The sequence below is a fragment of the Vibrio sp. Y10_XG_PY6 genome (genome assembly GCF_024181795.1).
GTDB classification, from domain to species: Bacteria; Pseudomonadota; Gammaproteobacteria; order Enterobacterales; family Vibrionaceae; genus Vibrio; species Vibrio diabolicus.
Genome location: NZ_JAMZAQ010000001.1, coordinates 1,865,543 through 1,889,784, shown reverse-complemented (window position 1 = coordinate 1,889,784; position 24,242 = coordinate 1,865,543). Strand labels below are relative to the sequence as shown.

Here is a 24,242-nt window from a genome sequence, read left to right as displayed (position 1 = left end):
ATCGGGAGAGAGAAATATGAAGATCGGTGTTATTGGTGCAGGTGCTGTTGGTGTGGGAGTATGTAATTACTTACTCACTCTGGGTGGTTTTAGCGAGCTTGTTCTACTTGATAAAAATTTAGAACGTGCCGAGGGTGAAGTGTTTGATTTTCGTCACACGATGGCACTGACTTTTTCAAAAAACACACGCATTATGCCGTCGGATGATTACTTAGATTTACTCGAAGCCTCGCTTGTTGTTATCACCGCTGGTACGCAGATTAAACAAGGACAAACTCGTTTAGATATTGCTGAGGTTAATGCTCAAATTGGAGTTGATATTGCGCGTCAAATAGAACGCGTAGCGCCAAATGCGGTGTTGATTGTTGTGTCAAACCCATGCGATATCGTGGCGCACTTTATTGTCACCAACACCGGTTTTGAGCCGAGTAAAGTTATTAGCAGTGGCTGTGTAGTTGATACCGCTCGTTTAATGAGTATTGTTGCTGGCCGTGTAGACCTAGACCCGAAGAACGTGTTTGGTTATGTATTAGGAGAGCATGGTAGCCATTGCTTTACTCCTAAGAGCTTAATTTCTATCGCTGGGCAACCGGCCGACTACTACTGCGATACCCATAACATTGAGAGAATTGATCCGCACGCACTTCTTGAGGCGGTGAAACAGGCGGGATACGAAATCTTTCGGCGTAAGCAGAACACCGTTCATGGCATTGCCGCCAGTGTCTTTCGAATCATTCAAGCTGTGACGATTAACGAACGATCGGTGTTGCCCGTCGGTACGATGATGTCGGGGCAATATGGTTTGCATGATGTTGTTCTCAGCCTACCTACGGTTATTGGAAAAAGCGGAGCAAATTCAGTTCTGATGCATCCCTTCACTGAAGAGGAGCTTGTCACATTAAAAACGATCAGCACCCATTTAAAACACATCGTGGAAAATGTCGCTAAGCAGACGAAGCTAACGCCCTGATCTACCCTCATTATCAGGTGCTAGTTAGCTTAGCACTCCGGTCTACTGCTATAGAGCTATTTGTACTAAAGCCCTAGGATGTGTAGTTGTTTAATTTGTAAATGAGTAATAGAATGCGAACCATTTTTATTTGAATGGTGAGTGGTAATGTCTCGAGTTTTGATAGTGGATGATGACGTTCCTTTGTGTGAGCTATTAGAAGCAGTTTTGCAAGAGGAGGGCTATATTGTCTCTTCTGTACATTGCGGTGAAAGTGCTTTGCAATATATGGAAAAAACGCCGGTAGATCTTGTACTGCTTGATGTCATGTTACCAAATCTTAACGGCATGCAAGTTGCCCGTAGAATCTGTCAACGCTTCGCGACACCTATTCTAATGCTTACTGCTCTTAATGATGAAAACTCGATGCTTGATGGCTACCAAGCGGGAGCCGATCAGTACATAGGAAAGCCTTTTAATGTTGCTGAGCTTCTGATGCGCATCAAAGCGATTCTTCGTCGTGTTGGTTTAGAGCGCCAACGTCAGGCGATGTGCAGTACCGTTCAAACGATCAGTGATCAGCTCAATAGCTTACCACTCACAAGCACGGAAGCCGAGTTGCTGAGCTATCTAGTCAAAAACCAAGGTGTGGTGATTTCAAAAGCGGAACTCCAAACCGAAGTATTAAAGAAAGAGCTAAGCCCTTTTGACCGCAATCTTGATATGCACATCAGTAATATACGTCGCAAGCTAGTAGAAGCAGGGCTCTCTAAGCAACATATCAAAACCTTCCGTGGCAAAGGTTACAGCTACCTAGAGGCTGTAAACAATTAATGAAGCTCACGTGCCCACCTTTTATCGCGAAACGTAAAGACAGCTTAGCGTTTAAGTTGTTTAGTTATATGACTGCAATTGTGATAAGTATTTTGGTCGTACAAGCAATGGCGGAGCAAGCTCTCGTGAAAGCCATGCTAAAAGTGCCGGACAGTGTGCGAGAAGAAATGCTCGATCTTGCACATCAAGCCAATGTGCTGATTGAGCACGGAGACATGGATGAACTTGCTGACTGGGCGAACGCGCAAAACTTTTATCTGTTTGTGCTGAATGAGCACCAGCAACCCGTCACTCACCGTTTAATGCATCCACACTTCGAGTTCAAGCTTCAATTTAAAAGAAGTATTGATGATCAACTTGAGGGAAAGGTAAATCGCCCGATTATCAATATCCCTTTGGTAAAAGATAATAGCTTGGTAATTCAACTGCCACATCGACTGCATCCCGCACATGACTTCATTTTATATTTCTCTATTCTCAAAGTGGTGATTGCGGTAGTTATTTTGGCGTTGTTCTCATTGCTAATGGCACGCAACTTACAACAGCCGCTTGATCGCTTAAGAGAAGCAAGCAAAAAGCTATCTAGCGGTGACTTTAATGTCAGTGTGGTGAAAGAGTTAAAATCGAATACGCGCGAGTTTAACGAGCTGGCGCAAGACTTCGACCACATGACACAGCAAATTCATTCTCTTGCCGAAAAGCAGCGATTGCTTATAAGAGATGTCTCCCACGAGCTCCGAACGCCGTTAGCAAGACAGAATTTAGTTCTACACCTTTTGCGGAAGCGAGTTGGGGAGAACGAGCAAAGCTTGGTGACCAGGCTAGAAGACGAAGCTAAAGAGCTAAACCATTTGATAAGCGATATCTTGGAGTTCAGTCGCTTGGAAAATGCGCGTTTCGACAAAGGTGCGAAACGCCGTGATTTAGAGGTGTTGCTCGCACCGCAAGTAGAGCGGTGCAAAATCGATTTAAAACCAGAACAAACATTGTCATTCCGTTCAGAAGCAACATGCGCCAAAGCTTTTTGCGAAGAAACGCTCATCATTCGTTGTTTGAATAACCTTGTTGGAAATGCCATCAAATATTCAGGGCAAGCATCTCAGATAGAAGTTTCTCTGGCTAATCATGTCAAAGATGGGCAGCAATTGATTTCCATGTCTGTATCCGACAATGGGCCAGGTATTCCAGAGAACAAGTTGGTCGATATTTTTGACCCGTTTACTCGCTTAGATGCATCAAGAGATAAGAAACTTGGCGGTTATGGCTTAGGTCTCGCGATTGTCAAAGAATCCATGCGCATTATGGGTGGATCCGTTACGGCGAAAAATCGTGAACAAGGAGGTCTGAGTGTTACTTTGGTGTTCAAGCAGTAAGTATGGTTAAGTCTTATTAACCGTGATGTTGATCACGTTATTGGGGCTCGTCATCAGAGAGTACTTTACAAAAGTTTGCAAATGCAAAGAATGTAAATTTAATGCAAATGGTAATACTTATCACTTATATTCACCCGCGAAATAATTAAGAGGGAATCGCATTCAACAAGCATGTGACCCGAAAAATAATAATCGGAGTGAAAGGATATGTTTACTAAGAGCCATTTGGCGCTAGTGATCGGTGCGGTGTTAGCAACACCTGCAGTGGCGGACGTTCAAACAGACGAACATGTAGTTGTAGAAGGTCGAGAGTTCGGCTACAAGGCGGATACAAACAGTACAGCAATGCGCATGGAAATGACGCAGCTGGAAACGCCAGGACAAGTAGCGGTTATCGATGAAACGGTAATTGATGAGCAGCGTGCAAGTACACTTGGTGAAGTGCTACGTAACGATGCAAGTGTTAGCGCGGGTGGTACAAGCCGTAACCGCGAACGTTTCTCTCTACGTGGTTTTGAGCTTAGCAGTTCAGACGGTTTTCTTCGTGATGGCCGTCAACACTGGTCACACTACCGTCAGCCAATTGAGCTTTTAGAGCGTGTTGAAGTGCTTAAAGGTCCATCAGGCTTGCTATACGGTAAATCTGAACCGGGTGGCTTGGTAAACATGGTTTCGAAAAAACCAACAACTCAAACACAAGCTAGTTTGAGTCAAGATCTAGGTTCGAATGATCACTCACGCACGGTGCTTGATGTGAGTGGCGCGCTAAATGATGCAGAGACACTGCGCGCGCGCGCAATTTTTGCCAAAGAAAGCTACGGCTCTTGGCGCAGCTACGGCGATGGTACCGAGCCAGAAACGGATCGTACGGTTGCGGGCCTAGTGGTTGAGTACGACATCACCGACAACTTTATGGTGTCAGCGCATTACGATCGCACGAAAGACGATGGTAGTGTGGATTCTGGTGCTTACATTGTGGATGGTAAAGCGGTTCGCGGTGACAAGCACATCTGGGATGCCCAGTGGTCAAAGATTGACAACGAAGTAGAAAACTACGGTATCGATATTAATGCTCAAGTGACTGACAATGTAAACGTAAAAGCGGGTTACAACCGTCAAGACTTTAAGCGTTTTGATGTAGAGTCTTACCCAGGTTTCGATACTTATGACCAAGATACTAAGATCGACCATTCTGGTAACGAACGCAAAGATAATTGGGTATTTGATACTGCATATATAGATGTGACGACGGACTTTACTTTGTTCGGTACGGAAAACACGTTGTTAGTGGGCGCTAACTACTTAGATTACAGTTATGATCGCTTTATGGCATTTCATAATGAGGCGAGTATTGCGCCAGGAGAAACGGTGCCTAAGCCTGGCTATCGTAGTTCGAAGAAATCACCAACAACTGAGTACGATACTTGGGGTATCTACGCGCAAAACATGATGACTATCAACGAGTCTTGGCAAGTACTTGCAGGGGTTCGTTATGATGAAAAGCGTGATGATGACCTGACAGAGAATCAAGTTTCTCCTAAGTTTGGTGTGATTTTCCACCCAGCGACAAATGGCTCGGTTTACGTTCAGTACTCTGAAAGCTTTATGCCGCAAGGTGAAGTCAGCAGTGGTCGTGGCAAAACTTACGTGAACGATGGCGAGAAGCTAGACGCAGAACGTGGTATCTCTTACGAGATCGGAACTAAGTGGGAACTGTTCGATCAGCGCTTATTTGTATCCGGTGCAGTGTTTGATATCACATTAGAGAACATCTCGCTGGATGTTGAAAGCGGCAAAGACGCGGGCGGTAATCTCCTACACAAGAAAACGCAAGGTGGTGAGCAAGTTCACAAAGGTGCTGAGTTAATGGCTCAAGGTTTTGTGACCCCAGAGTTGTCGCTAACGGCTTCTGCAATGTATTTGGATGCAGAGTTGACGAAAGCGGATAAAAAATTCGAGGGTAACCGCCCCGCAGATGTGCCAGAGTTCTCGGCAAGTCTATGGTCTAGCTACAAGGTTCAGGACAATACGAACCTAAACCTCGGTTTGATTTATGAAGGTGATCGCTACGGTGATGCAAAGAACACCTTCAAGAAAGATGGCTACGCTCGCGTTGATATGGGCGTGTCATACAAACATAAGTACGATGAAAACTTGGATATCATTGCTCGATTCAATGTCGAGAACTTATTCGATACCGACTACTTCGCAGGTGGCGGTAGCACGAATAGCGAGCAAAAAGGTGCGAGTGGGGTTGTGGTTGGAGAAGACCGCAACTACATGGCAACAATCCAGTTCAAGTACTGATAACAATTTGATTATTAAAGGGGAAGGGTAGTCTTCCCCTTTGGTCGTTTTTGGAACACAGAAATATAACTCGTATGAATCTAATGAAATCAAGTATCGCTCTGTTGATATCATCGGTTTTGATTCCCGCTCACGCGGCGAACTTAAACGATGCACAAGCTGTGCAGAGTAAAACAAACCAGTCGTCGGCGGTAAGCCAAAAACGTATTGATGCAAGCGCAGAAAAATCACTTACTCTAGAAGCTGAAATTGAGCAGCTGCAAGAGGAAGTCGGTAACTTGAAGATTTATCGCGATCATCTTGCAAGCCTTGTTGAGAGCCAAAATCAAGAAGTTGATAGCTTGAACGAGCAAATTGAGCAGATTGCTCAAACTCGTCAAGGTGTCGTGCCTTTGATGTATCACATGCTTGAGGGCTTAAAAGTGCTCGTCGCTAACGACAAGCCTATACGCAAAGCGCAACGTGAGGAGCGAATTGCAAAGCTGGATTCCATGATGACGCGTGCAGACGTTGCGGATGCAGAGAAGTTTCGTCGTATTTTAGAAGCGTACCAAATTGAAATGGATTACGGCACCAAGCTTGGCGTTTACCAAGGCAAGATTAACCTGGGTGACAATGAAGCTGTGGAGGCGGACATTCTCTATTTAGGGCGTTTGTCTTTGGTAGCACGTAGCTTATCTGGTGAGACATTCTGGAGCTGGTCACAGCAACAACAAGCATGGCAACAAGTGGGTTCTGAGCAAAAATCAGAGCTAGATAAAGCGTTCGCTATGGCGAATAAACAGATCGCGCCGAGTATGTTAACTCTGCCAGTGTCGTTAACCGCTGCGGAGGGCAAATAAATGATGAAAAAATGGTTATCAGTTGCACTAATCTCGACATCCGCATTAATGCCTCATACAACTTTTGCTAGTGATGCGTTGTTACAAAAGGCGCAGCAAGAAAATCGTCAACAGCAATCGCACAATGTCGCGCGTGAATCAGGTTTTAAGAAAACAGAGCAAGAGCTACAGGCTATAAAGAATAAATTGGCCGCAGAGCGAGCGGCTCTTCAAGCAGAAGCGGACTCATTAAGTGTTACTTTCGGTGAAAACGAAGCGGAACTGGCGCAGCTAGAAGAAAAGCTACGTCTAGAAACCGGGAGCTTAGGTGAGCTATTTGGCGTCGTTCGCCAGAACGCAAAAGAGCTAGAGTCAGAGCTCAAGAGCTCAGTAACGGGTGTTGATGCAAACTCATATCAGAAAGATATCGATGCTATTGTTGCAGCTAAATCACTGCCAACGTTGACCCAACTTCAGGCGATGTGGCGCAGCATGGAAGAACAAATCAAAGCAAGTGGTGAGATGGCAAACGTCTCTTTCACACTGCTAAATGGCGAAGGTCGTGAACAAACGGTTAATGGTGTTCGTCTTGGTTCTATGGCGCTGCTGGATGACACTGGCTACGTTAAGTGGAATGGTCAACGCGGAGATGCGGTAAACTATCTTCGTCAGCCTGAAAGCGGTCCAACAGCGAATACTATTTCCTCTGGTGACATTGATGCGCTTGTCATTGACCCGTCACGCGGCATTCTCCTTGAGCAGCTCGCAAACTCACCGACTTTGGCTGATCGCCTAAATGCAGGCGGCGTTGTCGGTAAAATCATCCTTGGTTTATTAGCTATCGGTCTATTGATTGCTCTCGTACGTGGTGCATCTCTGATGATTTCGCGCCAGAAAATCATGAAGCAACTGAAAACTCCAGCACAGCCAGGAGACAACCCTTTGGGTCGTGTGCTTGCGGTGTATCAGAAAGATAAGCATCGCAGCGTAGAAGCGTTAGAGCTACGTCTTTTGGAAGCCGTTGTTGATGAGCAAACCCACCTAGAAAAAGGGTTGTCGATGCTGAAGCTTCTTGCTGCGCTGGCCCCTATGCTTGGTCTACTGGGCACGGTAACGGGTATGATCGAAACCTTCCAAGTCATCACTCAATTTGGTAATGGTGATCCGAAAGTAATGGCGGGTGGTATTTCGATGGCGCTTGTAACTACTGTACTTGGCCTTGTTTCAGCCATGCCATTGTTATTGGCGCACAACGTATTGAGCTCTCAAGCAGAAAATATTCGCAGTATCTTAGAAAAGCAAGGTATCGGTTTAGTTGCAGAACAAGCTGAGCGTGATATGCCGAGCAACAAAAGTCACTCTAACACCTTAGCGGAGAACGCAGCGTAATGGAGCAGATCCTACTCAACACATTGGGTTTGATCAGTGAGGATTGGGCCACAACCTTAATGAGCTTTATGCAGCAAGGTGGTCAAATCCTATGGTGGCTGGCCGCCGTCGTGGCGGTGTGCTGGCTGTTGGTTATGGAGCGAGTTATTTATCTCACAACGGTTTTCCCTGGGGTAAAAAAACAGCTTTGTGAGCAGTGGCAAGCAAGATCAGAGCACCACTCTTGGTACGCGCATCAAATCCGTGAAGGATGGATTGCAAAAGCGCAAGTCGAACTGCGCCAAAACCTATCGACTATTAAGCTACTTGTGGCGGTTTGCCCAATGCTAGGGTTGTTAGGGACGGTGACAGGCATGATTACGGTGTTTGACGTAATGGCATCGCAAGGCAGCAGCAATCCGAAATTGATGGCTTCTGGTATCTCACTTGCTACGCTGCCAACCATGGCGGGTATGGTAGCAGCGCTTGCGGGCATGTTTATTCATGCTCGCCTTAGCAAAGTGTGTGAACGAAAAGCTATCCAGTTAGAACAATCTTTAAGGAGTCAAAAGTGAGACTCGGACGCAGACCTAACCAACAAGATGAAGCTCAAGTCGATTTAACGTCGATGCTTGATATCGTCTTCATCATGTTGATCTTCTTCATTGTGACCAGTTCGTTTGTACGTGAGTCCGGTGTAGAAGTGAATCGCCCTCAGGCTTCTAATGTGGTAAGCCAAAAAGATGCGGGCATTTTTATCGCGGTAACGGCAGCAAATGACGTGTACATCGACAAACGAGTGGTTGATATTGAGCGTGTTGAGGCCTCTATTGAGCACTTGTTACTTGATCAGCCTGATGCTTCGTTAGTTATCCAAGCTGACGAGCATGCTTACAATGGCACTGTCGTGAAAGTGATGGACGCTGCAAAAGCGGCGGGCGTGAAAAACATCGCATTGGCGGCGGAGAAACCTTAATGGGCAGGCTGTTACTTGCACTACCAGCATCATTGTTAATTTCTGTGAGCTTGTTTAGCTTTATGGCGTGGATGGTTGATAAAGGCAACCAGCGTGCGCCAGAAGCTTCAGAAGCCGTTCGTTTTGATATGGTGATGGTAGAGAATGAAGCAGACGTGCAGCGTCGTCAGCGTTCAGTGCCGGAGCAACCAGAACCACCCCAAGCGCCGGAGCCAATGGATCTGTCTCAAGCTGACACTCAAATGGAGCCAATGAGCCAGATGACGCCAGTCAGTGCTTTAGGTTTGAACACTGCTCTTGAAGGTATCGCGATCAGCGCGCCAAACTTGAAGGGAACAATGGGCAACCAACAAGCACTGCCGTTGTATCGTGTTGATCCTCGCTATCCAAGTAAGGCGCTGAAACGTAGAGTTGAAGGCTATGTCATTATGCGTTTCACGATCGATGCAACAGGACGACCAAAAGATATTGAAGTGATCGAGGCTGAGCCACAGCGTATGTTCGAAAGGGAAGCAATCCGTGCGCTTAAAAAATGGAAGTATCAGCCAAAAGTTGAGGATGGTGTGTCAATTGAGCAGTATGGACAAACCGCTAAAGTGGAGTTCAAGTTAGCCAAATGATGAAAAAATTCTTAATCGGTACGGTATTAAGCCTGAGTGCACTTTCAACCATTGCCAGTGAGTTAAGCCAATACACTGCCGCGAGAGTTCAACGAGCACACAACTTGGCTCAAGAGGAGAAACTAAAAGAAGCGATTTCATCTCTTGAAGCTATGGAGCTTTCTCGTGGATATGACCAAGCTTATGTCGCTCGAATGTTGGGTATTTTTTACTGGCAGAATGAACAAACTCAAGCAGCAATTAAGCAACTTGAGTTGGCAGTCAATAGTGGTTTGCTACAAGATGAGCAAGCATGGCAAACCCGAAAAATGTTGGCAGATATACTGCTGAACGAGCAACGCTTTTCTAAGGCGTTACCTCATTACTATGCCTTGAGCAAAAACATTCCTAAAGGTCAAAAAGCGCATGAGCTATGGCTGCGTATTTCCCAATCTCATTATCAACTGAGTCAGTGGCAGAAAGTGCTTTCAGCAATGGCTCGTTATGAGAAGTTTGGTCAGCCAGACAAGCTTGGCGCATTGTCGATAAAGCTTTCTGCTGAGCTAGAACTGAAAAAGTGGAAGCCGGCAATCTCGACCATCAAACGCTTGATCGCGATTGAACCTGAGCGAATTGAATGGTGGCGTCAGCTTGTTGCTCTTTACCTGCGTGTTGATAACAACAAACGTGCTCTGGATTCTTTGGCGTTGGCCAAACTGAAAGGGTTACAACTTAGCCAAGATGACTTAAAGCTGCTGGCACAATTGTACGCGAAACGAGGTATTCCTGAGAGAGCTGCGTTGGTGATGAACGAGCTAGAGGATGTAAACTCGAATAGTAAACTGAAAGCTCAGCAAGCGACGTATTGGCAAATGGCAAAAGAGTGGGAAGAGTCTATCGATAGTTGGCGTGTTGCTGCTCAGTTAGACCGACAGTATTACTGGAACTATTCTCAGTTGTTGGTGCAAGAAGGCCACTATAAAGATGCCCTTGCCGCGCTCGATAAGGTCAGCGGTCGTAAAGCGGATGTTGCACTTATCAAAACTCGCGCTTACTACAAACTTAAGCGGTTTGACGATGCGCTCGCTAATGCCAAAAGAGCGAATGAGATTAAACCGTCGAATCAGGCAAAAAGTTGGGTTAAGTATCTATCACAGCTACGCAAAGTAGAATCGACGCAGAACTCATAGCGAACATTTTTATTAAATACCCGAGCTCAGTCTCGGGTATTTTTTTTGTCTAAAGTCATAAAGGCTATTTATTGTATGAGCTTTTCATAAAAGGCTAACGCATCAAATGGTCGGGAGAAAAAGGGGCTTTTCTCTATATATTCTTGATGTACTTTGCTCAGTGTTTCAAACTTTTCTCTCGATGTAGGTTCGATATGAAAAGTAAGGCTTTCAGTCGATTCTACAAGCTTTAATGTTGAAGTTCTTGAAGCGTTATTTTTTGCTATTAATAGATAATACGCTAGTTCTTGCTTCTCTTTTAATACACAAGCCTCAAAAGCTTTCTCGCTTAAAAACGGCAGAACAGGAGTAAATGCTTCTATGTGCTTCTTTGAATACTCTAGAGTTTGTTTGTCAGGTGTATTCTGGTCTGCCATAGATTCGCACTGCTTTATTTTCGCACCATAATTATCGATAGATTGGCTTACGTTGTTAAACAAACTGGCTTCAAACTTTTCACTTGCGAAAGTGACACTTGAGAAAAGTGATAAGAGAATTATTACAACATTCTTGTTCATATTTTTCCTTCTGAACTGCACCATAGCGTTTGGCTAGCATCAGAAAATCTTCTCTATCTAACCCTACACTAACTTCTTAACTTACCTTTTTAATCTAGCTTATCGATAGCTTTTAAGCTTTTCATTAAATATACATAAAGGCGCATTTTGGTGGAGTCTATCCCACTTTTTAGTATTGGAAATATCATTAAATTTTGAGTCATTAAAATCAATAGGGTTATTATCTAGAGGGTAGGCAATTGGTCACTCATATTGGCGCAAATAGTTACAACATGCGCCAGCCAAGCTGAATTGAAAAAGTAAACAATGTAAATTAAATGCCAATACGAATGATTATCACCTAAATTATGCCCCACATTTATTGGTGATGATTGTTTCTATGCTGCTTAAAAGCAAAGGTGTTCAAACTTGGGCTCGCCGCCTACATATCTATATTTCGATGGCTCTTCTCTTAGTTACGCTGTTTTTTGCAATAACTGGTATTACCCTCAATCGCCCCGAATTATTTGAACGCCGTGAACCTATCATTCAACAACATACTCTTACGGTTCCACACTCAGTTCTATTCTCACATTCAGATACCTTTCAACCTAATCGTGAAGGGCTGGTGGCTTTCTTGACTAAAGAAACCGAGCTTCGCGGCACTCCCTCCGCACTAGATGTGTATACCGAAGTTGAGCAAGGTGAGTTGTTACTCGGAGAGCTGTCTATGGATTTTAAAGGCCCAGGTTATAACGCTACGGTCTTTATTGATATGACCACCGGTGCGGCAGAGGTTGAAACGACGCACTACGGTATTGTTGCGCTGCTGAACGATCTACATAAAGGACGCAACAGTGGTGGGATTTGGAAGTGGTTTATCGACGTCACTGCGCTTTTGATGGTGTTTTTTGTTCTTACAGGCGTGTGCTTGTTACTGCCTAAGAAGAAGACGCTTAGAGCGTCAATGCAATGGATGAGCTTTGGTACGTTACTGTCGCTCGTGATTTATTTTGTTGCTGTTCCATAACAGCTTTTTTAGAGAACACTTATGTTGAACACAAGAAGATTTTTCCGCCGCAATCACTTTTGTAAAGCCGCTTTGATCGCGGCTTTTGCTCCTTTCTCTCTTTCTGCGGCTCCTCTACCAGATAACGCGAAGATCGATTTCGAATTCGAACTTCCAAAGATAGACACTTCAATGTACGCACGCCCTTATGTGGCGGTTTGGGTTGAAAACGACCAGCGTAAACCGGTTAAAACCATTCAGCTATGGGTAGGAAAAGACGAATGGCTAAAAGACCTGCGCAGCTGGTGGAGAAAAGCGGGTCGTTATGATCGTGAACTTGTTGATGCGGTGACGTCAGCAACACGTCCTGCTGGTCAATACCGCTTTGTCTGGGATGGAACCAATGATGCAGGAAAGCGTTTGGAGCAGGGAAATTACACATTGTACGTCGAAGTCGTTCGTGAACACGGTGGGCGTAACTACTTACGTCAAAAAATAACGCTAGCGGACAGTGACGTGCGCTATGAGCTTAAACCAACACAAGAGACGGGTGTCATCACCGTCAATTATCAAGTTAAGTGATTAAAGGACACAACAATGAAAACCAAAATCAAAGCAGTGGCATTGGCGAGTGTAATGGCAATGGGATTGGCTGCAACAACCACCGCACAAGCGCATCCACGTTGGGTTCTGCCTTCTCACTTTACGGTTTCAAAAGAAGGCGGTGACTGGCTGACATTTGATGTTACTGCTTCTCACGGAACGTTTGTTTTTGACAAGCCTGCGGGTAGTGACCAAGCATTCGTGGTGATGCCGGATGGCCGTTCTGAGCGTCCTAACTTTGTTGTTCGTGGCAAACGTCGTTCTATGTTTGATTTCTTTTTTACGGAAGAAGGTACGCACAAAGTCGCGATCAATAATCAGCCGAGTTACTACACCCAATACAAAGCGGGTCGTCGTGATACGGTGAAGTGGGCGCGAGCAAACAAAGCTGAGCGTGGTGATGTGCTTCCCGAGCAAGCACGTGATGTGGTTACTCAACTAAGCTACACCCGAGCAGAAAGCTACATTACGGTTGGTATGCCAACGGACAAAGCGTTGGAGATTGAAGGCAAAATGCTGGAGATGAAACCGATCACGCATCCATCGGACATCATTGAAGGTGAACCAGTCACTTTCCAGTTTTTCTTCAATGGTGAGCCACAAGAGGGCGTCACAGCGGAGATCACACGTGAAGGCACCATGTATCGAAACCATCAAGAACAAATCGATGTGGTGAGTGATAAAGATGGCAAAGTGATCTTCACGCCAGAGGTCGCAGGGCGCTACTTAATGAAAGCGAACTACAAAGGTGAATTAAAAGATAATCCATTGGCGGATAAAGCGAGTGCCAATGTTCACCTTACGTTTGAAACTCAACTTAACTAATCGAATTAGGCTCAGCAATCGCTGGGCCATTTTGGAATCATCATGAATAACACTTCTCTTCTCAAAGCTGCTTTGCTTTTTTCTGGATTTGCTTCTTTTCACGCTGCTGCACATTTCCCTCTGATGAGTTGTCACTTGGCGCAAGATAAAGTGATTTGTGAAGCGGGCTACTCGGATGGATCGACAGCGGTCGACTACGATGTCGAAATGTACGATTACGACGACAATCTGATCGCCAAAGAAAAAACAGATAAGCGTTCCATCGCAGAATTTACTCACCCTGAAACAGATTTCTATTTGGTATTTGATGCCGGACATGAAAGCCCGGTGGAAGTGGATATCGTTGAGCTGAAAGAGAAATGAGTGTACAGAAAGTTCGCCCTGATGATGGTAACCGAGAAGGAAAGTGGGTCGCACTGACTATAGCAGTGATTCTCGGTTCTGCAGCCATACTTATGCCCTACCATCAGGTCGCGACTGAAAAGCCAGACATACAGGCTCATCAAGTTTTAATCACGGACTTACATCAAAACGAGTTGGGTTTGATCGCTGAACTTAAGCTTGCTCATGAAGAGATTCGTGATTTGCAGCTAGAAACTGGAACTTGGCCTGAGGTCTCTGACATGGAGGCGCTTTGGGTTGCTCCATTCGTAAAAGACCAAAATTGGAAGCGCAAAGGGTCTCATCAGTGGAAACGAATCGATGACGGAGTCTACATTGGCATGAAGACAAATGCCCAAGGTTCTGCCTCTATGCTTCTGGATAGCCGTGGCTCTCAAGCTGATATTTGGTTTAGTGATTCTAGCCGATCGTTAAATGCGGAGGTACTAAGCGATCTAGCAAAACGCCGCCAGCATGGCTGGCAACAAATCGTTCTGTCAGATTTATCTTCTTCCCATTCTCACGCCCATTAAGACAACATAATTGATAAGTACTATGCTCAAACGCTCTCTTTTACGTCGTATTCTTACAGCCACCGTGTTATTGACGGTGTCTTCTACTGGCTTTGCTGCCGATAAACTCAGTATTGGTATTACGCTTCAACCTTATTACAGCTATGTCAAAGCTGTTGTTGATGACAAGGCGAACATCATTCCTCTGGTCGATGCTGGTTTTAACCCTCATAACTATTTACCGCAACCCAATGATCTTAAGCGTTTGAATGAAATGGATGCGATAGTGATCAATGGTATTGGTCATGACGATTTTGCACTGAAAGTGATCAAAGCCTCTCAGCGTGATGATCTCGTGGTTATCGAAGCAAACAAAGAAGTGCCTCTGTTACCGGCGATGGGGCAGTCAGTTGGTCAAGGTGCAGTGAACCCTCACACCTTTGTTGGTCTATCGACCACTATTCAAAAGGTTTACACCATCGCGAGTGAGCTAAGTAAACTGGACCCAGACAACGCTACTTTTTATCGCCAAAATGCTCGTAAATACGCGAAAACTTTCCGCCTGATGAAGCGTGATGCAATGTTGTCTCTTGGAGAGTTGGACACGGCTGGTATGAAGGTGGCGACAACCCATAATGCTTACGGCTATATCCTTCAGGAGTTTGGTGTTGACGTCGCAGCTGTCATTGAGCCTGCTCATGGTGTTGAACCAAGTGCCAGTCAGTTGCAGGAAACGATTGAGAAAATTCGTGAATCGGGCATTGATGTGCTGTTTTATGAGCTCAATATGCCGAACCGTTTTGTTGATACCATCGAAGAGGCGACTGGGGTGCAGCTTTATCGCTTTTCTCACATGACTCACGGTGAGTATGAGGCTGATAAAGTTGAACTTGAGATGCGAGATAACGTGGAAACGCTCATTGAGGCAATGAAGTTTGTTGCGAGCAAGCGAGCAGGGGAAAAGGCGTAATGACTGGACCTTCCGTTTCCTTAAGTAACGTGGGCCTGAAATACGCCGACAATATTATTTTGCAGAACATCAGCGCTGAATTCGAGAGCGCTAAATGCCACGTTATCATGGGGCCGAATGGTGGTGGGAAAACCTCTTTGCTTCGTTCGATACTTGGGCTAACACCATTTTCGGGAAACATTGCACTCAATTGGCCAGAGCAATCAGCTGCATCGGGTAAGATAGGATATGTACCACAAAAGGCGATGTTCGAGGCAAGCCTCCCGTTAACCGTGATGGATTTTGTGCTGCTTAATCAAACCCGTATCCCTCTATTTTGGCGACGTAAAACTAAACAAACTCAACATGCCCTGGCCCAGCTGGATCGCGTGGGCATGGCAACGCGTTGCGATCGTCGTATGGGGCAACTCTCTGGCGGTGAGCAACAGCGTGTTTTGTTTGCGCAAGCTTTACTGGATGAGCCCAATTTATTGGTTTTAGATGAACCTACAACTGGTATGGACGAGCAAGGTGTTCGGTATCTTGAAGGTTTGATTCATGAAGTCGTTGGAGAAGGCAAAACGGTACTGGCAGTACACCATGACGTGACCGCAGTGCGCCGTTTAGACGCGCAGGTCCATGTCGTAAATCGTCAAATTGTGGCGTCAGGGCACCACTCAGATGTGTTAAGTCCTGATCGTATAGAAACATTATTCAAGCACTACACAGCAAAAGTGGAGGCTGCATAATGAATTGGTTACGAGAGTTAGCGGTTAGCGGCGTTGAAGCTGGATGGTTAAGCGATAGCTTTTCTTATGCCTTCATGGTGAACGCAATTGTGGCTGCGTTGATATTAGGACCATTACTTGGTGGTCTTGGGACATTAGTCATCGCCAAGCGACTGGCTTTTTTCTCTGAAGCGGTTGGGCACGCTGCGCTTACCGGAATCGCGATTGGTGTGTTGCTCGGTGAGCCGCCAGAGAATCCGATCATCGGCTTGTTTAGCTTTTGTATGATTTTTGCGCTGTTGCTTCACTTTGTTCGTAATCGTACCAATGTACCTTACGATACACTGGTTGGGGTTTTTCTTGCACTAGCGTTAGCGGTTGGTGCTGCGCTGTTAATGTACGTCGCTCGTAAGATCAACATTCACATGTTGGAGAACGTGTTGTTCGGATCGATCTTGACTGTGACGGACAACGATATCCTTATTTTAGCGATCAGTTGTTTGATCATATTCCTGCTTCTTATTCCTACGTTTAACCGCATTTTGCTGACTTGTATCAGCCCGGATATTGCACGTGTACGCGGCTTTAATACCAGCTTTTATGATTACTTATTTGTCATGATGATCACCTTGGTCACCATCGCCGCGGTAAAGATTATTGGCGCGGTATTGGTTGGTGCATTGCTACTGATTCCTGGTGCAACGGCTAGGTTATTGACTAAACGCATGGGCAGTTTCGTTCTCCTTTCTTCTTTATTGGCAACCATTGCGTGTTTAGTCGGAACCATACTGCCGATGGAGCTTGAGCTACCAGTGCCATCAGGCGCATCCATCATCATTGTTTCTGCGGCCTTTTTCCTAACAGCAACGGTTTACCGAATTATCCAAAAAGCGTAACCCTTTTTATAAAGTAATGAACATGAAGATAAAAAAATTAGCGATAACTTTTGGTTTGGTTATAGCGACGACACTTCCATCGTTGGCAAGCGCCAAAGACATTTTAACCAGCACTCCCGTCACGTACATGTTGTCTGAGCAACTCATGAAAGGTACAGGGATAGAGACTCAGTATCTGCCTCCAAAGCGTTACGGCGTTGAGCGTCTTGAGAACTGGTTCGCAAATAAAGGTACAGAGCAAGTTAAGCAAGCGGGTCAAGCCGCGACGGTTGCTATTACTCTTGGTGCGATTTGGAAACAAGACCCGACTTATGTTTACGCTCGACAGGGCAACATTCACTTGATTGAAATCGATGCATCGCAGGCCATTTCTCCTAGAGCTCAAGGAGTTGCAGTACTGACATTGGAAAACGGGTCAACATCGAAGTACGCGTGGCTGAACCCTACAAACTTAATCCGAATGGCGGGCATTGTTGGAGAGGATCTACAACGTGTATATCCTGAACACCAAAAGGCGATTCAAACGAATCAACAGGCTTTTATGCTCAATGTGCGTGAACTGATCAACCAACAACAGGCAGAGATCTTCGATAAAGGCATCGATTCAGTGGTACTGATGAGTGAGTCACTAGAGGACTTTGCCTCTGGCAACCAATTGTTTGTGGTTGGGCGCGAATTTAAGCCAGAACTCGAGTGGACAGAAGAAGACAAATTATCTTTAAAAGCTCAGTTTGAACAAGATAAAACGCTATGGTTAGTGACGGATAAACGACCGTCGAAAACCTTGACATCGCTTATTAAACCGAGTCGTATACTGCAAATTGATGTTATTGACCGCTGGGGCAGTAAGGGTATCAAAACTGAGAAGCCACTCGCACGTTGGGAGATGTGACACGTAAAAAGCCACAGATTTTATGATGGGGAATGAAAAGTTCCCTATTTTTTTGTGACTAAGTTCAAAATGTGAGCATTGATACCACTGGTTGCATAAGAAAGTGTTTGTTTCATTTCTATTTCATTACTACTTTGTTATGTGTTCGTTGCGATTGATTCGGATTTAATCTGTTTCTAAGCGAACCGGTACAAACAACTATACGGATGTTAACAATGAAAATGAAAACTCTAGCCGTTGCAGTGGCGGCACTAGCATGTGGTTCACAGGCCTTCGCAGCAGAAGTTTACAACAGCGATGGTACATCTTTATCGATCGGCGGTCACGTTTCAGTTGGCGTGGGTGAGTATTTCGAAGAAGAAGTAAAAGTTCACCAAGTATCTCCACGTATTAACGTTGCGGGTAAGAAAGACATTGGCAACGGTATTACTATCGATGCTAAAGGCGAATGGGCACTTAACTACCTAAATGGTGGTAGCCAGTCGTTTTCAACTCGTTTGGGCTATATCGGCGCGACCCACCAGCAGTTTGGCCGTTTAGTGGGAGGTACACAGTGGTCTCCGTACTACGATGTCGCTGGCGTTGCGGATCTACCAATCGCGTTCGCGAACGACTTTTTGTACGACAATCACAACAATCTAGGTACTGGTCGTGCTGAAAAAATGATCAGCTACCGTAAAAGCTTTGAGTTTGGCGAAGGTTTTGCTTTCAACCTAGGTCTTGGTTGGCAAGGTGAAAATGATGATAGAGGCCTATCATTACAACAAAACCCTAACACAGGTCTTCCAGAATACGTCTCTAAAGGCAGCAAGTATGACCAACGTGGTCAAATCGCATTAAGCGGCTCTGTCGCGGGCTTCGGTCTTGGCTATGTATACAGCGGCGGTGATGTTGAGAATTCTGGTCTAGGTACTAAAACTGCTGAATCACACCTTATTTCTGTAAATTACGGTGAGTATGGCTCTGGCCTGTACGCAGCTGTTGTATACGGCATGAACGAGTACTTCTACCAAATGCGTGAAGAAACTACTCAGCTTGAGGGCCTACTGGCGTACGGAGTCAACAATTGGACGTTCAGCGTTAACTACGAAGGTGTAGAAGACGACAAAGACAACAAGACAGTTTCAAGCGAAACTGCGCTACAAGCAGAGTACGCAGTAACTCCTGCATTCGTTACTTTCGCTGGTTACCAGTTTGACCTAGGTAACGACTACAACAATGAAGAGAACGACTACTGGACTCTAGGTGCTCGTTACTACTTCTAATAAATAGGCCAGTTTCTACTGCCTAAACACATTTATTGTGTTAACGCCTACTCGTTGTGAGTAGGCGTTTTTCTTTCTGCTTTCCGTTGGCTATAAGAGACACTGGTAATGATGTGCTTAGGTACCCCAACTCTCTGTTTAGAGAGCGCGTCTATAAAAAATGCCCGCAAGTTGCGGGCATTTTTGTTGTTAGAGATGCAGTTCAATTGAAACGATTATTTTTTATCGAGTAAATCGAGGAAGAACGCATACTCTAGCGCATCTTCTTTTAAGCGTTTAAATCGACCAGATGCGCCGCCGTGTCCGGCTTCCATATCGGTTTTGAACAACAAGACGTTATCGTCTGTCTTCATTTCACGAAGTTTGGCGACCCACTTCATTGGTTCAAAGTACTGTACTTGAGAGTCGTGCAAGCCAGTCGTTACCAACATGTTTGGGTAGTTTTGCGCCTTGATGTTGTCGTAAGGCGAGTAACTCAACATATAGTCATAGTATGTTTTGTTATTTGGGTTACCCCATTCATCATATTCATTGGTGGTCAATGGAATTGATTCATCGAGCATGGTGGTTACCACGTCCACAAACGGAACATGTGCACCGATACCGCGATACAATTCTGGTGCTTGGTTGATGACTGCCCCCATTAAGAGACCACCTGCAGAGCCACCAACAGCGAAGACTTTATCTTTCGCGCCGTAGCCTTGTTCAACCAAACCTTTAGTTACATCAATAAAGTCGTTGAATGTGTTTTGCTTGGTGAGTTTTTTACCATCCTCATACCAAGGACGGCCAAGCATTTCAGAACCGCGAATGTGAGCGATGGCGTAAACAAAGCCGCGGTCTAATAGACTCAAACGTGTCGAGCGGAAAGTTGGCTCAATGGTTGCGCCATAAGATCCATAACCATATTGGTAGAGTGGATTCGTACCATCCTTCTTAAATAAGTCTTTACGATACACCAAAGAAACGGGTACTTCTTTACCGTCACGGGCTGTAATCATAATGCGTTCTGATTGGTAATTGTCAGGATTAAAATCACCAAGTACAGGTGTTTGCTTCATGATTTCTGACTCGCCCGTTTTTAGATCGAAATCGTAGTAGGTTCCTGGAGTGGTTAAACTGCTGTAATAAATACGAACTTTCTCGTTATCCAGCTCTAGGTTACTTGTCAAATAGGCTGCAAACGCATCGTCATTAAATGTGAGGGGGAATTCTTTTCCTGTTGAGAGCTGACGTACAGTGACGCTTGCTAGGCCGTTAGAGCGCTGCTCATAGACGAGGTGATCATCGAATAGCTCGAAGTCGACAAGTTGAGTGTTGTCGTCTGCGGCAATCACGTCTTGCCACTTAGAGCGATCGTGCATCTCTTCTTGCTTAACTTTCATCAAACGGAAGTTCACGGCTTGATAGTTGGTATAAATGTAATACCAATCGCCTAGCTTAGAAATGCTGTATTCAATGCCATTTTCACGAGGATAAAAAGGCTTCGCCTTTGCTTTAGGGTTGTTCGCATCGATGATGGAGACGCCGCTGGTTTCTGTACTGGAATGCCAGATATAAATATCTTCGCCATCTTTGCTTTTGCTTAGTGAGGTGTAATAGGCGCTGTCGGTTTCTTCAAAAATCAACTCATCACTGCTTTGTGGCGTGCCTAAAACATGACGATACACTTGGTAGCCCAGCAAGGTCTGTGGATCTTTTTTGATGTAGTAAAAGGCGTTGTTATCGTTCTGCCATGCAATCGCGCTTGAGGCGCCTTCGATTTCATCTTGTAGGTAATTGCCCGTTTTCAGGTCTTTGATCTTAAGAGTGTAAACGCGGCGGCTTAATGTATCTTCGCCATACGCTAGTAAGTTTTCATTCGGACTAACGTACAAGCCGCCAATACTGAAGAACTCATGTTCTTTTGCAAGTTCATTGACATCTAAAATGACTTGCTTGTCTTTGCCTGCAAAGTCTTTAGCTCGAAGGTGAACTTCGTATTCGTTATCTCCGGTCACTTCACTTGAGTAGAAGTAGTTGCCTTTACGCACAGGAACGGAGTTGTCGTCTTTTGCTATGCGACCTTTAATTTCTTCAAATAGCTCATTTTGAAGAGCTTCAGTGTGCTTGAGAACGGTTTCCGCATACTGATTTTCTTGCTCTAGGTGCTGCAAAATTTCCGGATCTTTACGTTCGTCGTCACGCATCCAGTAGTAGTTATCAACGCGAGTATCACCATGAATAGTCATCGCGTGAGGGACTTTTTTCGCAACCGGAGCTTGAGTTTGTTGAGCAACGATCTGTGATTGGGAGTATTGAGTCATGCTGGGAGTTCCTTGATTGCTGCATCCGGCGACAAGTGCGACCGAGACGGCCAACGTAGTTAAAGTGAAACGCATCTGTTTTTGTCCTTATTATACACCCAAGTGGCCTCATCCTGAGGGCTGGGCTTTCATTTCGTTAGTGGTTTTCAGTTGTTCATTCTTTGTTATGAGGTATGCCAAAAAGTGAGAATCCTCAATATTTCCGAGTTGGCTACTCAATTTGAAGGGAGCTGAAAACACATTGTGTAAGCAGCTGTTATTTTTAACAAATATCAATTCGAAAGTTAAATCATTCTCATCGGGAAATCGATATAGTGTGATATGAAAAAAGGGACACACTTGTTGAGTGTGTCCCTTTTGGATTTTGAACGTTAGTCGATAATGATCAGATGACTTGCGGCACTTCGTTTGAGTGGTTGTGCGCTCGATTTACCCACATGAGCCCAAGCATTGCAATTACCGACATTGCCATCATCAAAACACCTAGTGGCATCTGGTTATGCGCTGGAAATAGTGATGCAAGCAAGGTTGCAATACCGGCGCCCAAGTTCTGCATGCCACCCAGAGTCGCACCAGCTGTCCCCGCGTGGTAAGGGAATGGCGCAATTGCTCCGGTTGTTGCGGCTGGGAATAGGATACCCGCACCCAAAAAGTACACGGTTGCGCCACCAACCAGCGTTAACGCCGTGGTTAAACCAAACAAGCCTGGGATGAGCACAATAGCAGAGCCAACAAAAATCGATACCAAGCCCACATTTAAAGCACGACGCTCAGAGCGACGCTGCGCGATGTAGCTAGATAAGCCGGCACCCACCAAGTAACCCGGGATCGGTAAGATAAACAGCAAACTTACCGTTGTTGCTGGTAATGCCAATACACCACCTAGCAATACCCCAGCTGCTGCCTCGAACACACCTACGCCAGCAAACGTCGCAACTAGGCAGATCAAAAAGCCTTGGAAGCGGCGGTCAGACAAAACGTGTTTGTAGCTTTTGGCTACTGGTTCGAACTTGCGTTTCTCTTTTGGTAGCGTCTCCATCATGCTGGTCATCATGGTAATCACCACTGCAATGCCAAACAGCGCTAAGAATAGGTAGCTAGAGCGCCAGCCAAACGCTTCGGTTAAGTAGCCGCCAAGTACGGGAGCCAACAATGGTGAGAAAATCACACACATGCTGATTAAGCTATTTGCTCTGTGTAGCTCAGAACCTTCAAAGCAGTCGCGAGTCAGAGTACGTGACATCGCACCACCGCAGCCAATACCTAAACCTTGGATGAAACTACCAATCAAGAACCATTCAAATTGGTGTGCAAAGAGCGCCACCAATGTACCTACGATGTAGATAAGTAGGCCTGCTATGATGATAGGCTTGCGACCTAAGCGGTCCGATAACGTACCGTACACGAATTGCGATAAGCCATATGGAATCAGGTAACAAGCCATCACAGCTTGAAGTGATGACGCAGACACCAAAAACTCACTCGCCATATGACCGATTGAAGGCACGTACATTGTTTGGGTCATTTGACCCACGGCAGTCAATATTGCGATTAAAAAGGTAAGTTTCGCTAATGGAAACGAAGCAGACATTTGCGTATCTCTCCAAAAAATTTAAGACGTAAAAACCCTTAGCGCTCTAATGCAGAGTGCCAACAAACTTTTGGTGTTACGGGGCTATTTGCGCGAGATATTAGTCTTTGCGTGTACAATTAGCAATCGAAAAGTGTGAAGTTGAGCAAGATAAAAATCTATAATATGCATTAGAAAAACTAATCTTAATTTGCATTCGGAAATAGGCTGCTTTTCTTTGTTGAATTACGTTAAATCTCTTATTTGTTGTGAATGTAAACCTACTTATAGGTCATTGGTTTTTATGGTTAAAATCGAGGGGAGAAGAATTGTTTTGGTTAGCCAGAGCAAGACATGGTTCGAACGAAGAAAAGACTGGAGAAGGCACCATGAACAAAAAGGGAGCCGAAGCTCCCTTAGAAATGATTATGTTTATTCGCGGCCAGATGCGTATGCGTAAAGCATTTCTAGCGCGATGGTTGCTCCCGCTAATGCGGTAACATCACTGTGGTCGTACGGAGGCGATACTTCTACAACATCCATACCCACAATATTCATACCGGCTAAGCCACGAATGATCTTCAGTGCTTTGTCTGAGTTCAAGCCACCACAAACGGGTGTACCTGTTCCTGGTGCGAAGGCTGGATCCAAGCAGTCGATGTCAAAAGTAACATACACTGGCTTGTCTGCGACGGTGCGACGAATCTCTTCTAAGATCTCGTTCACCGACATGTCATTCGCTTGCATCGCATTAATCACATTGAAGCCGTGATCTTGCTGTTTGTATTCAGTACGAATACCGATTTGTACTGAGTTCTTTGCAGAGATCAAACCTTCTTTCGGCGCATGGTAGAACATTGTACCGTGGTCGTATGAACTGCCATTTGCGTAGGTATCCGTATGAGCGTCAAAGTGAATCAGAGCCATTTGACCATGATGCTTCGCGTAGGCACGCAGGATAGGCAGTGTGATGAAGTGGTCACCGCCCAATCCCAACATGGTTTTACCGCTTTTTAGAATTTCACTGGTTGCCGCCTCTAGACGGTAAGTGAAATCTTCCGCATCACCACAGTCAAACACGAGATCGCCCGCGTCGATCACTTTCAGCTTATCCAATACGTTGAAGTCCCAAGGGAACTTCTTACCTTCCCATGCCAAGTTGACTGAGGCACGGCGAATCGCATCTGGACCCATGCGCGCGCCTGGACGACCAGATGTAGCCATGTCCAGAGGAACCCCTAGCACCACAACGTCTGCGTCTGCCGATACCGGATTACGAATGTACGGTAGACGTAAAAACGACATAGAGTTGGAGTAAAGCGAATAATCGTTTTTAGTAAACAAATCATTCAT

Annotated in this window: 24 protein-coding genes; 20 read left to right on the top strand and 4 right to left on the bottom strand. The window is 45.3% G+C overall.

The window, feature by feature from the left end; genetic code table 11:
* Window positions 1-16: 16 nt before the first annotated feature.
* The 10 genes from NL644_RS08220 (at window position 17) to NL644_RS08175 (ending at window position 10,417) form a co-directional block, all read left to right on the top strand.
* Window positions 17-970, top strand: a complete 954-nt coding sequence (locus NL644_RS08220) for an L-lactate dehydrogenase (protein WP_114323513.1) — start codon at window positions 17-19, stop codon at window positions 968-970.
* A 147-nt stretch (window positions 971-1,117) separates the two neighbouring features.
* Window positions 1,118-1,783 (top strand): response regulator transcription factor, encoded by a 666-nt coding sequence (locus NL644_RS08215; RefSeq protein WP_046873911.1) that lies wholly within the window; start codon window positions 1,118-1,120, stop codon window positions 1,781-1,783.
* Window positions 1,783-3,156 (top strand): sensor histidine kinase, encoded by a 1,374-nt coding sequence (locus tag NL644_RS08210; protein WP_114323512.1) that lies wholly within the window; start codon window positions 1,783-1,785, stop codon window positions 3,154-3,156. Before NL644_RS08215 ends, NL644_RS08210 begins: the two co-directional genes overlap by 1 nt.
* Before the next feature lie 207 nt (window positions 3,157-3,363).
* Window positions 3,364-5,463, top strand: a complete 2,100-nt coding sequence (locus tag NL644_RS08205) for a TonB-dependent siderophore receptor (protein ID WP_114323511.1) — start codon at window positions 3,364-3,366, stop codon at window positions 5,461-5,463.
* Window positions 5,464-5,537: 74 nt separating this feature from the next.
* Window positions 5,538-6,305, top strand: coding sequence for a DUF3450 domain-containing protein (locus NL644_RS08200; RefSeq protein ID WP_053807981.1), 768 nt, complete (start codon window positions 5,538-5,540; stop codon window positions 6,303-6,305).
* On the top strand, window positions 6,306-7,673 hold the full coding sequence (locus NL644_RS08195) for a MotA/TolQ/ExbB proton channel family protein (RefSeq protein WP_005393538.1): 1,368 nt from the start codon (window positions 6,306-6,308) through the stop codon (window positions 7,671-7,673). It begins immediately after the preceding gene.
* Window positions 7,673-8,227: a MotA/TolQ/ExbB proton channel family protein gene (locus NL644_RS08190; RefSeq protein ID WP_114323510.1), complete on the top strand. Its 555-nt coding sequence runs from the start codon at window positions 7,673-7,675 to the stop codon at window positions 8,225-8,227. Before NL644_RS08195 ends, NL644_RS08190 begins: the two co-directional genes overlap by 1 nt.
* Window positions 8,224-8,628 carry a biopolymer transporter ExbD gene (locus NL644_RS08185; RefSeq protein WP_005374257.1) on the top strand — a complete coding sequence of 135 codons (405 nt, stop codon included), beginning with the start codon at window positions 8,224-8,226 and terminating at the stop codon, window positions 8,626-8,628. Before NL644_RS08190 ends, NL644_RS08185 begins: the two co-directional genes overlap by 4 nt.
* The gene (locus tag NL644_RS08180) at window positions 8,628-9,248 is read left to right on the top strand and encodes an energy transducer TonB (protein WP_006741220.1); all 621 of its coding nucleotides are present in this window, start codon (window positions 8,628-8,630) and stop codon (window positions 9,246-9,248) included. Before NL644_RS08185 ends, NL644_RS08180 begins: the two co-directional genes overlap by 1 nt.
* On the top strand, window positions 9,245-10,417 hold the full coding sequence (locus NL644_RS08175) for a hypothetical protein (protein WP_104973339.1): 1,173 nt from the start codon (window positions 9,245-9,247) through the stop codon (window positions 10,415-10,417). Before NL644_RS08180 ends, NL644_RS08175 begins: the two co-directional genes overlap by 4 nt.
* A 68-nt stretch (window positions 10,418-10,485) precedes the next feature.
* Here the strand turns inward: NL644_RS08175 and NL644_RS08170 are convergent, their stop codons facing one another.
* The gene (locus NL644_RS08170) at window positions 10,486-10,974 is read right to left on the bottom strand and encodes a hypothetical protein (RefSeq protein ID WP_006741222.1); all 489 of its coding nucleotides are present in this window, start codon (window positions 10,972-10,974) and stop codon (window positions 10,486-10,488) included.
* A 379-nt stretch (window positions 10,975-11,353) separates the two neighbouring features.
* On the opposite strand from NL644_RS08170, the gene NL644_RS08165 reads away from it, so the two are divergent.
* The 10 genes from NL644_RS08165 (at window position 11,354) to NL644_RS08120 (ending at window position 19,013) form a co-directional block, all read left to right on the top strand.
* Window positions 11,354-11,983 carry a PepSY-associated TM helix domain-containing protein gene (locus tag NL644_RS08165; RefSeq protein WP_114323525.1) on the top strand — a complete coding sequence of 210 codons (630 nt, stop codon included), beginning with the start codon at window positions 11,354-11,356 and terminating at the stop codon, window positions 11,981-11,983.
* 21 nt (window positions 11,984-12,004) lie between these two features.
* Complete coding sequence (locus tag NL644_RS08160; protein ID WP_114323509.1) at window positions 12,005-12,544, top strand: DUF2271 domain-containing protein; 540 nt, start codon at window positions 12,005-12,007, stop codon at window positions 12,542-12,544.
* A gap of 15 nt (window positions 12,545-12,559) precedes the next feature.
* Window positions 12,560-13,390 (top strand): DUF4198 domain-containing protein, encoded by an 831-nt coding sequence (locus NL644_RS08155; protein WP_114323508.1) that lies wholly within the window; start codon window positions 12,560-12,562, stop codon window positions 13,388-13,390.
* 42 nt (window positions 13,391-13,432) lie between these two features.
* Entirely contained in the window at window positions 13,433-13,753 is a 321-nt protein-coding gene (locus tag NL644_RS08150) for a hypothetical protein (RefSeq protein ID WP_046873904.1), read from the top strand.
* Window positions 13,750-14,304, top strand: coding sequence for a DUF6162 family protein (locus NL644_RS08145; RefSeq protein ID WP_114323507.1), 555 nt, complete (start codon window positions 13,750-13,752; stop codon window positions 14,302-14,304). The genes NL644_RS08150 and NL644_RS08145 overlap by 4 nt, the downstream gene beginning before the upstream one ends.
* Before the next feature lie 22 nt (window positions 14,305-14,326).
* Window positions 14,327-15,253: a zinc ABC transporter substrate-binding protein gene (locus NL644_RS08140; RefSeq protein ID WP_114323506.1), complete on the top strand. Its 927-nt coding sequence runs from the start codon at window positions 14,327-14,329 to the stop codon at window positions 15,251-15,253.
* The gene (locus tag NL644_RS08135; protein WP_053807975.1) at window positions 15,253-15,981 is read left to right on the top strand and encodes a metal ABC transporter ATP-binding protein; all 729 of its coding nucleotides are present in this window, start codon (window positions 15,253-15,255) and stop codon (window positions 15,979-15,981) included. Before NL644_RS08140 ends, NL644_RS08135 begins: the two co-directional genes overlap by 1 nt.
* The gene (locus tag NL644_RS08130) at window positions 15,981-16,856 is read left to right on the top strand and encodes a metal ABC transporter permease (protein WP_114323504.1); all 876 of its coding nucleotides are present in this window, start codon (window positions 15,981-15,983) and stop codon (window positions 16,854-16,856) included. The genes NL644_RS08135 and NL644_RS08130 overlap by 1 nt, the downstream gene beginning before the upstream one ends.
* A gap of 22 nt (window positions 16,857-16,878) precedes the next feature.
* Window positions 16,879-17,748: a zinc ABC transporter substrate-binding protein gene (locus NL644_RS08125; protein WP_046873900.1), complete on the top strand. Its 870-nt coding sequence runs from the start codon at window positions 16,879-16,881 to the stop codon at window positions 17,746-17,748.
* Between the two features lie 215 nt (window positions 17,749-17,963).
* A complete protein-coding gene (locus NL644_RS08120; protein ID WP_253658290.1) occupies window positions 17,964-19,013 on the top strand; it encodes a porin in 1,050 nt (349 codons plus the stop codon).
* A 215-nt stretch (window positions 19,014-19,228) separates the two neighbouring features.
* Here NL644_RS08120 and NL644_RS08115 read toward each other — a convergent pair whose 3' ends face one another.
* The 3 genes from NL644_RS08115 to speB form a co-directional block, all read right to left on the bottom strand.
* Window positions 19,229-21,394, bottom strand: coding sequence for a S9 family peptidase (locus NL644_RS08115; RefSeq protein ID WP_253658289.1), 2,166 nt, complete (start codon window positions 21,392-21,394; stop codon window positions 19,229-19,231).
* A 310-nt stretch (window positions 21,395-21,704) separates the two neighbouring features.
* Window positions 21,705-22,910 carry a multidrug efflux MFS transporter EmrD gene (gene emrD, locus NL644_RS08110; protein ID WP_253658288.1) on the bottom strand — a complete coding sequence of 402 codons (1,206 nt, stop codon included), beginning with the start codon at window positions 22,908-22,910 and terminating at the stop codon, window positions 21,705-21,707.
* A gap of 411 nt (window positions 22,911-23,321) precedes the next feature.
* The gene (gene speB / locus NL644_RS08105; RefSeq protein WP_006741236.1) at window positions 23,322-24,242 is read right to left on the bottom strand and encodes an agmatinase; all 921 of its coding nucleotides are present in this window, start codon (window positions 24,240-24,242) and stop codon (window positions 23,322-23,324) included.

Coding starts and splice junctions, on each gene's coding strand:
- NL644_RS08220 (WP_114323513.1), top strand. CDS start 17: ATGAAGATCGGTGTTATTGGTGCAGGTGCTGTTGGTGTGGGAGTATGT.
- NL644_RS08215 (WP_046873911.1), top strand. CDS start 1,118: ATGTCTCGAGTTTTGATAGTGGATGATGACGTTCCTTTGTGTGAGCTA.
- NL644_RS08190 (WP_114323510.1), top strand. CDS start 7,673: ATGGAGCAGATCCTACTCAACACATTGGGTTTGATCAGTGAGGATTGG.
- NL644_RS08155 (WP_114323508.1), top strand. CDS start 12,560: ATGAAAACCAAAATCAAAGCAGTGGCATTGGCGAGTGTAATGGCAATG.
- NL644_RS08125 (WP_046873900.1), top strand. CDS start 16,879: ATGAAGATAAAAAAATTAGCGATAACTTTTGGTTTGGTTATAGCGACG.
- NL644_RS08150 (WP_046873904.1), top strand. CDS start 13,433: ATGAATAACACTTCTCTTCTCAAAGCTGCTTTGCTTTTTTCTGGATTT.
- NL644_RS08140 (WP_114323506.1), top strand. CDS start 14,327: ATGCTCAAACGCTCTCTTTTACGTCGTATTCTTACAGCCACCGTGTTA.
- NL644_RS08130 (WP_114323504.1), top strand. CDS start 15,981: ATGAATTGGTTACGAGAGTTAGCGGTTAGCGGCGTTGAAGCTGGATGG.
- NL644_RS08145 (WP_114323507.1), top strand. CDS start 13,750: ATGAGTGTACAGAAAGTTCGCCCTGATGATGGTAACCGAGAAGGAAAG.
- NL644_RS08180 (WP_006741220.1), top strand. CDS start 8,628: ATGGGCAGGCTGTTACTTGCACTACCAGCATCATTGTTAATTTCTGTG.
- emrD (WP_253658288.1), bottom strand. CDS start 22,910: ATGTCTGCTTCGTTTCCATTAGCGAAACTTACCTTTTTAATCGCAATA.
- NL644_RS08135 (WP_053807975.1), top strand. CDS start 15,253: ATGACTGGACCTTCCGTTTCCTTAAGTAACGTGGGCCTGAAATACGCC.
- NL644_RS08200 (WP_053807981.1), top strand. CDS start 5,538: ATGAATCTAATGAAATCAAGTATCGCTCTGTTGATATCATCGGTTTTG.
- NL644_RS08115 (WP_253658289.1), bottom strand. CDS start 21,394: ATGCGTTTCACTTTAACTACGTTGGCCGTCTCGGTCGCACTTGTCGCC.
- NL644_RS08195 (WP_005393538.1), top strand. CDS start 6,306: ATGATGAAAAAATGGTTATCAGTTGCACTAATCTCGACATCCGCATTA.
- speB (WP_006741236.1), bottom strand. CDS start 24,242: ATGAATGATTTGTTTACTAAAAACGATTATTCGCTTTACTCCAACTCT.
- NL644_RS08120 (WP_253658290.1), top strand. CDS start 17,964: ATGAAAATGAAAACTCTAGCCGTTGCAGTGGCGGCACTAGCATGTGGT.
- NL644_RS08165 (WP_114323525.1), top strand. CDS start 11,354: ATGCTGCTTAAAAGCAAAGGTGTTCAAACTTGGGCTCGCCGCCTACAT.
- NL644_RS08210 (WP_114323512.1), top strand. CDS start 1,783: ATGAAGCTCACGTGCCCACCTTTTATCGCGAAACGTAAAGACAGCTTA.
- NL644_RS08170 (WP_006741222.1), bottom strand. CDS start 10,974: ATGAACAAGAATGTTGTAATAATTCTCTTATCACTTTTCTCAAGTGTC.
- NL644_RS08175 (WP_104973339.1), top strand. CDS start 9,245: ATGATGAAAAAATTCTTAATCGGTACGGTATTAAGCCTGAGTGCACTT.
- NL644_RS08160 (WP_114323509.1), top strand. CDS start 12,005: ATGTTGAACACAAGAAGATTTTTCCGCCGCAATCACTTTTGTAAAGCC.
- NL644_RS08205 (WP_114323511.1), top strand. CDS start 3,364: ATGTTTACTAAGAGCCATTTGGCGCTAGTGATCGGTGCGGTGTTAGCA.